Annotated in this window: 12 protein-coding genes; 8 read left to right on the top strand and 4 right to left on the bottom strand. The window is 57.5% G+C overall.

The window, feature by feature from the left end:
* The first annotated feature begins 53 nt into the window (after positions 1–53).
* Positions 54–875, top strand: coding sequence for a class I SAM-dependent methyltransferase (locus tag O2N63_RS16215; protein WP_271055347.1), 822 nt, complete (start codon positions 54–56; stop codon positions 873–875).
* 200 nt (positions 876–1,075) lie between these two features.
* Here O2N63_RS16215 and O2N63_RS16210 read toward each other — a convergent pair whose 3' ends face one another.
* The gene (locus O2N63_RS16210; RefSeq protein WP_271055346.1) at positions 1,076–1,975 is read right to left on the bottom strand and encodes a hypothetical protein; all 900 of its coding nucleotides are present in this window, start codon (positions 1,973–1,975) and stop codon (positions 1,076–1,078) included.
* 132 nt (positions 1,976–2,107) lie between these two features.
* On the opposite strand from O2N63_RS16210, the gene O2N63_RS16205 reads away from it, so the two are divergent.
* The gene (locus tag O2N63_RS16205) at positions 2,108–3,004 is read left to right on the top strand and encodes a DUF817 domain-containing protein (protein ID WP_271055345.1); all 897 of its coding nucleotides are present in this window, start codon (positions 2,108–2,110) and stop codon (positions 3,002–3,004) included.
* Here the strand turns inward: O2N63_RS16205 and O2N63_RS16200 are convergent.
* Positions 2,943–3,305, bottom strand: a complete 363-nt coding sequence (locus O2N63_RS16200) for a hypothetical protein (protein ID WP_271055344.1) — start codon at positions 3,303–3,305, stop codon at positions 2,943–2,945. The genes O2N63_RS16205 and O2N63_RS16200 overlap by 62 nt on opposite strands.
* A gap of 83 nt (positions 3,306–3,388) precedes the next feature.
* Here O2N63_RS16200 and O2N63_RS16195 point away from each other — a divergent pair, with 83 nt between their 5' ends.
* On the top strand, positions 3,389–4,165 hold the full coding sequence (locus O2N63_RS16195; RefSeq protein ID WP_271055343.1) for an alpha/beta fold hydrolase: 777 nt from the start codon (positions 3,389–3,391) through the stop codon (positions 4,163–4,165).
* Between the two features lie 143 nt (positions 4,166–4,308).
* On the opposite strand, the gene O2N63_RS16190 is transcribed toward O2N63_RS16195, so the two are convergent.
* On the bottom strand, positions 4,309–4,620 hold the full coding sequence (locus O2N63_RS16190; RefSeq protein WP_271055342.1) for an ETC complex I subunit: 312 nt from the start codon (positions 4,618–4,620) through the stop codon (positions 4,309–4,311).
* Between the two features lie 602 nt (positions 4,621–5,222).
* On the opposite strand from O2N63_RS16190, the gene uvrB reads away from it, so the two are divergent.
* The 4 genes from uvrB (at position 5,223) to O2N63_RS16170 (ending at position 10,609) form a co-directional block, all read left to right on the top strand.
* Positions 5,223–7,355, top strand: a complete 2,133-nt coding sequence (gene uvrB / locus O2N63_RS16185) for an excinuclease ABC subunit UvrB (RefSeq protein WP_271055391.1) — start codon at positions 5,223–5,225, stop codon at positions 7,353–7,355.
* A complete protein-coding gene (locus O2N63_RS16180) occupies positions 7,352–8,191 on the top strand; it encodes a fumarylacetoacetate hydrolase family protein (protein WP_271055341.1) in 840 nt (279 codons plus the stop codon). Before uvrB ends, O2N63_RS16180 begins: the two co-directional genes overlap by 4 nt.
* Positions 8,192–8,218: 27 nt before the next feature.
* Positions 8,219–9,508, top strand: coding sequence for an NAD(P)/FAD-dependent oxidoreductase (locus O2N63_RS16175; protein WP_271055340.1), 1,290 nt, complete (start codon positions 8,219–8,221; stop codon positions 9,506–9,508).
* Positions 9,509–9,610: 102 nt separating this feature from the next.
* On the top strand, positions 9,611–10,609 hold the full coding sequence (locus O2N63_RS16170) for a GlxA family transcriptional regulator (RefSeq protein WP_271055339.1): 999 nt from the start codon (positions 9,611–9,613) through the stop codon (positions 10,607–10,609).
* On the opposite strand, the gene O2N63_RS16165 is transcribed toward O2N63_RS16170, so the two are convergent.
* Complete coding sequence (locus O2N63_RS16165) at positions 10,610–11,479, bottom strand: LysR substrate-binding domain-containing protein (protein WP_271055338.1); 870 nt, start codon at positions 11,477–11,479, stop codon at positions 10,610–10,612.
* 68 nt (positions 11,480–11,547) lie between these two features.
* Here O2N63_RS16165 and O2N63_RS16160 point away from each other — a divergent pair, with 68 nt between their 5' ends.
* Entirely contained in the window at positions 11,548–12,780 is a 1,233-nt protein-coding gene (locus O2N63_RS16160) for a pyridoxal phosphate-dependent aminotransferase (RefSeq protein WP_271055337.1), read from the top strand.
* Positions 12,781–12,805 lie beyond the last annotated feature (25 nt).

Raw genomic sequence — 12,805 nt, 5'->3', positions numbered from 1 at the left:
CAGGTGATGTCGTCAATTGATGACGATGCTCAAACCGAGAAGTGGGGGGTGACATGCCAGAACAGATATCAACACATTACGGCCGCGGCATGAATTTGACCGACAGGATCGCAAATGATCTTCAAAGCTCGGGGTTTGATCTGTCTAATCTTCGGCCCTCTGATTTTGAACCCATTGATGAGTTTCATTTTCGCGGAAGAGCAGCGACAGTTCAGTTGCTGGAACAGATGAAACTGGCGCCGGGGAACCATGTCCTTGATATCGGTAGCGGATTGGGGGGTGTGGCCCGAACGATCGCAGAGGAAGCCAACGCAAGCGTTGTTGGCGTCGATCTGACCCCTGAGTTTTGCGAAGCGGCGAATGCAATTTCCAATTGGGTCGATCTCGGGGATAAAACTGATTTCCTTCAAGGGGATGCCACAGACCTGCCGTTTCCAGACAATCAGTTCGATGGCGCGGTCACAGTTCATGTTGCTATGAATATCCCTAACAAGTTGGCAATGTATCAAGAGGCGCATCGGGTCCTGAAACCGGGTGCGCGATTTGGCATATATGACATTGTTCAGGGGGAAGGTGGCGATGTCCTATACCCGGCGCCGTGGGCGACGGATGCATCAATCAGCCAGCTTGCAACACCTGCGGAAATGTCCAACTATCTTTTGCAAGCCGGATTCAGGATTTTGCATGAAGAGGATTCAACTGCGGAAAGTTTCAACTGGCTCAAGGAAAGAGCAACCCAGCCCAAGCCAACGCGGTCACTACCCGTGACAACGCAACTTTTATTCGGGGACACCGCAGCAGAAATGACGCAAAATCAACTGCTGGGGCTTCGCGAGCGACGAATGCTTACCTACTGCTTCATTTGTGAGGCCTGACCCAAATGCAAACCGCAAGCAACGCATCGCACAATATCTGTTAGGTAGATGCCGCGCCGGGCGCTTCACCGCTTCTTTCCAAACATCGCCATTCCGGGTCATGGATTTGCCATGCAAACTATAAAAGACTCCTGCACCACCCGCGACACCAATCGCTCCTTGTGCCATTGGATCCGGTCCCGCCTTCCAGATGGTGGGGCTTATGAAAAAGTAACATACGGCAAGTTGCGGATTGTCTGAAGGTCCTCGGCATATCGGTCCTGTAATTCAGTGCGGTCCAAGCTGGAAAAATCTGCAACCGCCTCTCCGCCCTTATCCGCCGCATATTGGAGTTTGATATCCTCGATCTGCTGTTTTGAGAGCTTTTCACCGTTATGAAACGCCTTCTGAATCGCACGGCAGGCCGCATTTGTTGCGCTGACATTGCGATGCCCATCGGGTTCCAGCCACCCATCCTGCGGCAAACCGGGCAACAGAGTGCGCAGCAAGCGCAGATAGCCGTGTCTGTCCTCGAAACGAAGAACATGCACCTGATCAACCTTGGTGGCGTCCCGAATGTCCTGAATGACATCCACCCAACCCCGCTTCATGGTCATCATGTCATCGCGATAGTGATCAAACGGGTCAATCGCCCTGAACTCTACCCGCTTGCGAAAAATGGATTCAAAGAAACTGTCATAGCTGCGCACCACAAACAGAGCTTTACGTATGGGTTTTTGCATCTTGCTTGCGAAAAACTGAAGTCTTTTGTCGGCAATCGGATAGATCTCGGGAGACATCAGCGTATTAATCGTGCCCGGAAAGTTCTCTTCGGACACCAGGGTCAGCCGCTTCCGATTGAGTCCGGTTTTGTCAATCTGTTCGTCTAACCAGACCCGGTGTTCGTCCAGATCATTCTTGCGGAAATGCCGCTTGCCAGGCAGGCGTAGCTTTAATCCGCTGCGCAATTGCCCATCGCGATTGGACACGGCTAGATTGACGCCATGATCTTCTAGTCGCCCGGCATTCATACTTAGAAACTCTTGAAAACTGCCTGTACCCGTACGGTGAGCCCCAAGATGCAGATACACCCCACGCTTTTCCTCGTTTATACTTTGCATCGATCTACCTTTTTGTAATCGGTTCCTCTGGAAAAACTGCTCAGAGGGTTCACTTTCAGGTTGAGACGCTACAAAATCAAAACGGAAATCTCAATTTCTATTCAGGTCACCTCTGTAAGAGATGTACACCGCATGACCCACCACACCACCCGCGACACGGAACAGTCCCTCGGCCAATGGATGCGCGCGCGCCTGCCTTATGGCGTGGCGGAGTTTGTGATGTTTGTGTTGAAGCAGGGCTGGGCGGCGCTGTTTGGCGGGCTGATGCTCATTGGAATCATGGTCACCAAGGCGATATGGCAACCGGAGTGGACGCTGACCCGTTATGACGCGCTGGTGATTTATGCCATCACCCTTCAGGCTGGGTTCCTTTGGTTGAAACTGGAAAGCTGGGCAGAAGCCCGCGTGATCCTGCTCTTTCACCTCACCGGCACGATCATGGAGATCTTCAAGATCCAGATGGGCAGCTGGGCCTATCCTGAACCGGGTGTGTTGAAATTCATGGGGGTGCCGCTCTTCTCCGGCTTCATGTACGCAAGCGTCGGCAGTTACATGGCGCGGGTCATTCGCATATTTGAGATGCGCTTTACCCCTTTCCCACCGCTCTGGGCGCATTTCGCGCTGGCCGCTGCGATTTACCTGAACTTCTTCACCCACCATTGGATCTGGGACATGCGTTGGGTCTTGATGGGACTGACGGTACTGCTTTACTGGCGCACCCAGATCTGGTTTCGCATCGGCCGTTTCTACTGGATGCCTCTGCCGGTCGCCGCGTTTTTCTCAAGCTTTTTCCTGTGGGTCGCAGAGAATGTCGGCACCCGATCCGGCACTTGGGTCTATGCGGGCACCAAGGCAATCGACTGGGCTTCTTTGGCGAAAATGGGCAGCTGGTACCTGCTTTTATATGTGAGCTTTTCCACCGTGACGCTGGTCTATCGCAGCGCGCTAGGAGGTGCAGCACCCAATGCTACAGATAGCCCCGCCAGAACAGGATCCACAGGCACAGAGCAAGAAGCAGAAGCAGGCTGAAGGCCAGACCCGCCGCCCAGTCCACGACACGCCCGAGCCGCAGGTCCCAGGGATCCACCGACAGCAGATACGCCTCGATGATCCGTGCGGCTTGTGCCATTTCCTTCATATCAATTTGTTGCGATAAACGGGGATGGTCCAGCATCGACAGAGCCCACACCAGACGCTCCGCTTCGATCCGCACATGGCGGGGCAACACCCGCCCGGCCCGGTGCACCTTGGCGGAGAAATCCGCACCGCGCACATCAAGGCGGTGTTCCATCAATCGCGCAAGCCGCGCGGTTCTCCGATACAAATCCATTTTGCCCCCATGTGGGCCAAATCACCCAAGCAACCTACGCTTTGGGGGTTCATCCCACAAGCCCGCCACGCTATCAGAGGATCATGTTGGAATTGCAGACCTATGGCGACAACGCCCCCGCGGAACACCAAAGCCCCCCGATCCTGATCGCGCACGGGCTGTTTGGATCAGGGCGCAATTGGGGCGTCATCGCCAAACGACTGGGAAAATCTCGTCGCGTGATCACCGTTGACATGCGCAACCATGGGGGCAGCCATTGGGCCGACAGCCACGCCTATGCCGATCTGGCCGGGGATCTGGCCGAGGTGATCAGCGGGCTTGGTGGTCAGGCTGATGTGATTGGCCATTCCATGGGGGGCAAGGCAGCGATGGTTCTGGCGCTCACCCATCCTGAACATGTGCGCCGCCTCATTGTCGCGGATATTGCACCGGTGGGCTATGGCCATAGCCAGACCCCGATGATCGATGCGATGCGCAAAGTGAACCTGTCGAAGATCACCACTCGCTCTGACGCGGATGCCCAGCTTGCGGCTCATGTTGAAGACCCCTCTGTGAGGGCGTTTTTGCTGCAATCTCTCGATGTTGCAGGCAAGACATGGCGCTTGAACCTTGACGTGCTGGAAGCCGAGATGGAGAAAATTGTGGGATTCCCCGACATTTCGGGCCAATTCGATGGCCCCGCCCTTTTCCTTGCCGGTGCCGCATCAGACTACGTTCTGCCGGAACATCGCGCGCTGATCAAATCCCTTTTCCCCAAGGCCCGTCAGGCCAAAATCCCCGGTGCAGGTCACTGGCTGCACGCCGAAAAGCCACGCGAGTTCGAAGCCGCCGCCAACATCTTCCTGTCAGATCGCAGCTGATCGGAATCTGCTCTTTTTTTCTTGCGCAAAATACCTCGGAGCGCGAGGCAGAGCCTCGCTCCCGCCATCAGCAACCCTCCAGGGCTTTAAAACAAAAACGCCTCCCGAACTGGAAGGCGCTTCACAATGCTTTTAAGCGAAAATCAGTGCGTCCACGGACCGCGACGGTTGGTGGCGAAGTTTTCGCCATATCCACCGGCCCGAATATTGGCCGCGCGTTTATGCGGCTCGTGCACAACGGCGTCGATGCCTTTGTCCTTGGCAAAATCCAGCGCTGCTTCTTTGCTGTCAAATTTCAGCTTCACCTGGCTTTGGGTATCATCAGACCCCGTCCAGCCCATCAGCGGATCGATATCGCGCGGTGCATCCGGCGCGTATTCCAGAACCCAGGTCTTGGTCTTGCCCAGGCCCGAGGACATGGCGTTGCGAGCAGGTTGATAGATACGGGCGCGCATGGCTGTTCTCCTGAAACGTTCCGCATACTTATCTCTAATGCGACGTGCAAATTCAAGCTGGAATCGCGCGTGAAGGCTGGGTGCACGCTAACGATTTTGCTGCACTTGTTCAGCATCTGGCCTGTTTTTTGAGGAAGAGTGGCTGCCGGCAACAACGAGGGAGCGAGGGGTGGGGTGGGTGTTTCGTTGTCGCCGGCAGACCGTTCTGCTGCTTGCACTCTCAGACTAAGCGGATTTGAAATAATTTGGCAACAGCTAAAAACACTTTTGGTTGTATTTTTTGAAAATAGATTCACCTTATACGTTATCAGTTTCTTAATATTGTTCAATGTCTTAAAAAAGCGTTAAGCGCGGCCAGCATATTGCCAGCCGCGCACAACGCAATCTTGGTTCACCACTAATGGTTGTTTAAACACATCACCAGAGCTCAACCAAAATCAATGTGACAAACCCATCATTTGAATAAAACTCACCATTTTGGGGGAGGCACCACATCCCCCCTCTTGAACAGGAACAAAAAGTGACCATTCTTGTGGACGGAGGATTCGTTCATGTCTCACACATCCGGCGCGGCCCCTCACAGCCCGCTGACCAATCCCACCATGGCCCCAACCGCCCGCCCCAAGCTTGAGGGCGGCAAGCGGTTTGTCATGCATTCCCCTTTTCAGCCCGCAGGCGATCAGCCCACTGCAATTGCCGAATTGAAAGGTGGACTTGAGGCGGGTGAACGCGATCAGGTGCTGCTGGGTGCCACCGGCACCGGCAAGACCTTCACCATGGCGAAGATCGTCGAGGAAACCCAGCGCCCGGCAATCATCCTTGCCCCGAACAAGACGCTGGCTGCCCAGCTTTACGGCGAAATGAAAGGATTCTTCCCGGAAAACGCGGTCGAGTATTTCGTCAGCTACTACGATTATTACCAGCCCGAAGCCTATGTCGCGCGTTCTGACACCTTCATCGAGAAGGAAAGCCAGATCAACGAACAGATCGACCGGATGCGCCATTCGGCCACCCGTTCGCTGTTGGAACGCGACGATGTGATCATCGTGGCGTCCGTGTCTTGCATCTACGGCATCGGCTCTCCGGAAACCTACACCGCCATGACGCAGGACATCGTTGTGGGGGAAGAGTATGAACAGCGGATGATGATGCGCGATCTGGTGGCGCAGCAATATAAACGCAATGACAACGCCTTTCACCGCGGCTCGTTCCGGGTACGTGGCGATAGTCTGGAGATCTGGCCCAGCCACCTCGAAGATCGCGGTTGGCGGCTCTCGTTCTTTGGCGAAGAGCTTGAGAGCATCACCGAATTTGACACGCTCACCGGGGCCAAGACCGACACGCTGGAAAAGGTGCGTGTCTATGCAAACTCGCATTACGTCACCCCCACGCCAACCCTGAAACAGGCGGTGCAGAACATCAAACAGGAGCTGGCCATGCGGCTGGCCGAATTTGAAGCCGACGGGAAACTGCTTGAGGCGCAGCGGTTGGAGCAGCGCACCAAGTTCGACATCGAAATGTTAGAGGCCGCCGGGTTCTGCTCGGGAATCGAGAACTATTCGCGCTACCTCACCGGGCGCGCGCCCGGCGAGCCGCCGCCCACCCTGTTTGAATACATTCCTGACAATGCAATTGTCTTTGCCGATGAAAGCCATGTTTCCGTGCCGCAGATCGGCGGCATGTTCCGGGGGGATTATCGGCGCAAATTCACTCTTGCAGAACATGGGTTCCGCCTGCCCTCCTGCATGGACAACCGACCCTTGAAATTCGAAGAATGGGACGCGATGCGGCCCCAGTCGGTGTTTGTCTCGGCCACACCCTCGAACTGGGAGCTGGAGCAGACCGGCGGTGTCTTTGCCGAACAGATCATCCGACCCACCGGGCTTCTGGACCCACAAGTCGAGATCCGTCCGGTTGAGATGCAGGTCGATGACCTTCTGGACGAGGTGCGCAAGGTTTCGGCCGATGGCTATCGCACGCTGGTCACGACGCTGACCAAACGCATGGCGGAGGATTTGACCGAGTATCTGCACGAGCAGGGCATCCGCGTGCGCTATATGCATTCCGACATCGACACGCTGGAACGTATTGAAATCCTGCGCGATTTGCGGCTGGGCGCGTTTGACGTTCTGGTCGGGATCAACCTGTTGCGCGAAGGGTTGGACATCCCCGAATGTGGGTTGGTGGCCATTCTCGATGCGGACAAAGAAGGGTTCCTGCGCTCGGAAACCTCTCTGATCCAGACCATCGGACGCGCCGCGCGGAATGTTGACGGGCGGGTGATCATGTATGCCGACAGGGTGACCGGGTCGATGGAACGGGCGCTGAAGGAAACCGAGCGGCGGCGAGAAAAGCAACAAGCCTATAACGAGCTGCACGGCATCACGCCGGAGACTGTAAAGAAAAACGTCGATGATGTTCTGGCCGGTCTTTATGAAGGTGACGTGGACATGAACCGCGTGACCGCAACCGTGGATAAACCGCTGGTCGGCGACAATTTGGCGGCACATCTGGACGCACTCAAAGTGGATATGCGCAAGGCGGCGGAGAACCTTGAGTTTGAAGAGGCTGCCCGCCTGCGCGATGAAATCCACCGTTTGGAAGCCGTGGAGCTGGCTGTGGCCGATGACCCGCTGGCGCGACAATCGGCGATTGAGGCGGCATCAGAACCCAAGGGACGATCCTCCGCTGGCAAACCAGGGCAGCGGGCGGGAAGAGGAAAGAAAACACGATGAAACTTTTGCGACATGGGCCGCATGGCTCTGAAAAACCCGGAATGCTGGACAAGGATGGTCAGGTACGTGACCTGTCGGGGCATGTGAAGGATATCACCGGTGCTGCCCTGTCAGAGGCCGGGTTGGCGATCCTGAAGGATATAGACCCGACCACCCTGCCTGCCGTCACCCCTGAGCGGATCGGCCCTTGTGTGGGGGACGTGGGCAAACTCATTTGCATTGGCCTCAACTATTCCGACCATGCGGCGGAATCCGGGATGGAGGTGCCACCGGAACCGATCATCTTTTCCAAGGCGACGTCAGCCATCTGCGGCCCCAATGATGCGGTGGAAATCCCGCGCGGATCCACCCGGACCGACTGGGAGGTGGAACTGGGCGTGGTGATCGGCACGCGTGCCAAATACGTGACCGAGGCGGAGGCGCTTTCTCATGTCGCTGGATATTGCGTGGTCAATGACATCTCGGAACGGGATTTCCAGCTTGAACATGCAGGGCAATGGGTGAAGGGCAAGTCGCATGACACCTTTGCCCCGACCGGCCCCTGGTTGGTGACCAAGGACGAGGTGCCAGATCCACAAGCCCTGTCCATGTTCCTTGACCTGAACGGCAAACGCATGCAGTCGGGCAGCACCGCCACCATGGTCTATGGGGTGGCCCATCTGGTCTCTTACCTGTCACGTTTCATGACGCTGGAACCGGGGGACATCATCTCGACCGGCACGCCGCCCGGTGTGGGCATGGGGCAGACCCCTCCGGTTTATCTGAATGACGGGGACGAAATGGTGCTGGGGGTTGAGGGGCTGGGTGAACAGCGCCTGCCTGTGATCTCAGCTTAAAATTTCAATAGGACACGAGCAGCGGAAATGGCGCCGATCACCAAATCCGACATTACCCTAAGCCACTGGCATCAGACCTGCCGCGAGGAAGTGCGCGCGAGCGCTCTTGACGGGACGGTGACCGCCGATCTGGTGGTGATTGGCGGGGGGTATACTGGCCTGTCCGCAGCCCTTCATTGCGCAAAAGCGGGGCTGGAGGTCCGGCTGGTGGAAGCGGGCACCTTTGGCGGCGGCGGATCAGGGCGCAATGTGGGGCTGGTCAATGCCGGTCTTTGGTTGCCCCCGGAAGAGATTTCGGCACGGATTGGTGCTGCGGCTGGGGCCAAGCTATCATCTGCCTTGGCAGGTGCCCCGGATCTTGTCTTTGACCTGATTGAGGAATTTTCGATCCAATGTGAACCAGTACGGTCCGGAACGCTGCACTGCGCCCACGCACCCAGCGGGATGCGTGATCTTGAAAACCGGCATCGACAACTGACCGCGATTGGCGCACCAGTCGCGCTTTTATCGCCCAATGAAGCCAAGGCGCGTGTCGGGTCAGAAGAGGTTCACGGGGCGATCCATGATCCACGCGCGGGCACCATCCAGCCACTGGGTTACGCAAAAGGGCTGGCCCGGGCGGCGATGGAGCGCGGCGCGCATTTGCATGAAAACAGCCCGGCCACGGCAATTGAACGTTCCGGGGGCAAGTGGATCGTAACCACGCCCAGCGGGCAGATCACCGCACAACAGATGATCATTGCAACCAACGCCTATGCGCTGCCGATCAAGGGGCTGCCCACGCCCGCAACCGTTCCTGTTCATTTTTTCCAGGCGGCGACAGAGCCGCTGTCGGGTGAACAACTGGATCAGATCCTGCCCGGACGAGAAGGATGCTGGGACACCGCGATGGTGATGTCGTCCTGGCGGCTTGATCAGGCCGGGCGGTTGATCCTCGGCGGCATGGGGTCCCTTGATCATCCCGGCAGCTTTGTCCACCGGAGCTGGGTCAAACGCAAACTGGCAAAAATGTTCCCGGCACTGGCTGGGGTGACGCTTTCTCAATGCTGGCACGGGCGTATCGCAATGACCGGGGAGTATTTGCCAAAAATCATGTCTCCGGGAGAGGGTGCCCTGATTGCTTTTGGTTATTCCGGGCGCGGCATCGGGCCGGGTACATTGTTTGGCAAAGCAATGGCAGACGCTTTGATAACGGGTGACACATCCTCCCTGCCCCGTACACCGCAAGAGCATCACACCCTGCCCATGGCCGGGATGAAACAGGTTTACTATGAAACAGGTGCAACCCTGACCCATCTGATCAAGGATCGGTTCTGACGGTTTTGAACGCCTCATTGACGCCCTTAGGGTTGCTTGGCGGTGCCAAATGTTGGAGACAGGGAAACACTTATCCCTGCCCGCAACATAGGCGCCTGCCATATGTCCTCCCCCCAACGTCCTGATCCTGTCAACCCACCCGATGCTTCGACGTCAGCCGTCAGCGTCGAGATCTTTGTGCAACCGGGGTTTTGGCAGGTGGAACTTGCTGCGGTTCTGTCTGCGCTGAACACTGCCAATGAAGTCTGCGGGCAGGAACGATTTGATTGGCAAATCACCTCGGACCTACCGGGCATCGTCCACAGCAATGGCGACATGATGGTACGGGCCGAGCCATCGATTGCCGAACAATATCTCAAGCAGATCCTAATCGTGATTGGCGGGAAGGAATGTCAGGGGGCGGGCTGGATGCCTCGACTTCGGGCGATGCAGAAAATCAAGCGCCGGGTTGTGCTTTTATCTGCGGCGTCGACCGAATACATCAAAGAAATCAAACCGAAAAAGACACCGGTCACAACCCATTGGGGGGATGTGAACGTGTTGTCTGAAGCGGGCGATTTCCCCACGCTGACCACACATCTGGCTGAAGAATCCAGTGGTGTCATGACCTGCGCGGGTCTTGGACATACGCTTGAGTTGATGGTGGGGATCCTCTCTGCGGACCTGAGCCCGCAACTGGCGGCGGAACTGGCCGCACAGCTGGTCCTGACCGACATCCGCGGCCCACAACGGGACCAGCCGAAGGGCATGAGCCATTCTTCGAATTTCCTCGAAAAGCGGCTGCAAAGCGCAATTGGGGTGATGGAGGAAACGGTGGAACACCCGCTCAAGGTCAGCGCGCTGGCCAAGCGGGTGGGCGTCTCAACCCGCCAGCTAGAACGGCTTTTCCTGATCCACCTGAATGAAACCCCAGCACGGCTTTACAAAAAAATTCGCCTGAAACGCGCCCATGACCTAGTCACCGACACGCGGATGCCGCTGATCGAAGTGGCGCTGGCCTGTGGGTTTTCCGACAGTTCATCGCTCGCGCGGGCCTACCGGTTGGAATATTCCAAAACCCCCAATCAGGTCAGGGCCGAACAGGTCAGACAGCGCGGTTGATCACAGGCGTTGCGCGCATTGCAGCAACAACCACTCCCGAAACGCCGCCAAAGCCGGGTAGTCCCCACCCGCCTCGGGCCAGACAAGATAATATGCGCCGGTGCTCACGGGTTTGGTTCCCGGCAACCGGACAAGGCTGCCCTGCGAAAGCGCCTGATCCACCAGATAATCCGGCATTAAGGCCACCCCAAGTCCGGCCTGTGCGGCACGCAACATGGTGGCGAACTGATCCACAACCATCGCAGGTTTGCCGCGCGGCGCTTCCCCCTGTGCTGCCGCCCATTGCGCCCAGGCATCGGGTCGGGTTTCCAATGCCAGACGCGGAAGATCTGCGGTGTCTTGGCTTAAAAGCTCTGGTGCTGCCACGGCCAGCGCCACCTCATCCCAAAGCTTCACCACCCCTGCCCCCGGCCAATCCTGCTGGCCAAAATGGATCGCGCCATGAAATCCCGATCCGGGAAAGGCAAAAGGGGCCGTCCGGGTGGACATATTCAATGTGATCCCCGGATGGTCCTGCATGAACCCCGGTAAGCGAGGGGCCAGCCAGTGGGTGCCGAAACTGGGCAGAATCGCTAGGTTGAGCGCGCCCCCATCCGGGTTGGCCTGAAGGGCAATTGTCGCATTGGTGATCTGCGACAGCGCTATGCGCACTTCTTCAGCATAGCGCGCGCCCGGCTCTGTCAGGGTCAATCGCTTGCGATCCCGATGAAACAAACTTGTGCCCACCAATGCCTCAAGCTTCTGGATCTGCCGACTGACCGCGCTTTGCGTCAGGTCAAGTTCATAAGCTGCTTCGGTCACAGCCCCAAGGCGCGCCACCGCCTCAAACGCGGTCAGACAGGATATCGGAGGGGCAAATCGGCGCGACATAACATTCCCTTTTGGAATAACCTTATGCCCTTATATCGTTTTTTCCACCGGGTTCCATGGTGTAACCTATGACTGTAGCGCAAGATCAGGATCAAACCATGCCGCAACCCGCCCCATTCCGTCGCGCACAGCGCGCTGCCGCCCTGTCGCTTTCGGAAATCGTCCGTATTTCGGAAGCTGCACGAGCCCTGCAGGCTGAGGGCAAACCGGTGCTCACATTCGGAACCGGAGAGCCGGACTTTCCGACCCCGCCCCATGTGATCGACGCCGCGATGAAGGCGGCGCGGGCAGGCCAAACCACCTATCCACCCACCCAAGGCACCCCTGCCTTGCGCAAAGCCATCGCCGCGCAGGCCGGGTTTGACTTTGATCCCACACAGGTCCTTGTTTCAACCGGGGCAAAACAGGTCTTGTCAAACGCCTTTCAAGCCACATTGGATCCCGGCGATGAGGTGATCCTGCCCGCGCCTTACTGGACCAGCTATGGCGACATGTTCACCTTCTGCGGGGCCAAGCAGGTGGTGGTGGAAACATCTGCAGAGACCGGGTTCCTGCTGACGCCAGAGGCGCTTGAGGCGGCCATCACCGACAAGACCCGTTGGCTGCTTTTAAACACGCCGGGCAACCCGTCTGGTGCGATGTATTCCGAGGCGCAGCTTGCCGCGCTTGCAGATGTATTACGCCGCCACCCCCATGTCTGGGTGATCGCCGACGAGATCTATCAACACATCGCCTATGCGCCTTTCGCCAGCTTTGTCAGCGCTGCGCCCGATCTGGCGGATCGCACGCTGATTGTGAACGGTGTCTCCAAGGCCCATGCGATGACCGGATGGCGGCTTGGCTGGGGTATTGGTCCGGCCTCTCTGATCAAGGCGATGGTGGCTGTACAGGGCCAATCCACCTCTGGTGCCTCGTCGATTTCACAGGCCGCTGCGCTGGCCGCCCTCACCGGTCCACAAGATCACCTTGCCACCCGTTGTGACGCGTTCAAATCACGCCGCGACATGGTTGTATCCGCTCTCAACACCATGCCGGGCCTGACCTGCCCGGTGCCGGAGGGCGCGTTCTACGTTTTCCCCTCCTGCGCCGGGACCATCGGGCGCAAACGCCCGGATGGGAGCGTGATTGAGACTGATGCCGATCTTTGTGATTACCTACTGAACGAGGCGCTGGTGGCGCTGGTGCCCGGCCGTGCCTTTGGCCTGCCCGGCCATTTCCGCCTTTCCTACGCCTATTCCACCGATAACCTCACCGAAGGGCTTGCACGCATCTCTCGCGCGCTCGACGCCCTGACGGACTGAAAGGACCAATACCATGGCCACAAAC

The sequence above is a fragment of the Aliiroseovarius salicola genome, assembly GCF_027891095.1.
GTDB classification, from domain to species: Bacteria; Pseudomonadota; Alphaproteobacteria; order Rhodobacterales; family Rhodobacteraceae; genus Aliiroseovarius; species Aliiroseovarius salicola.
Note: the sequence above shows the minus strand (reverse complement) of the source record. Positions and strands in the feature narration are given on the sequence as shown.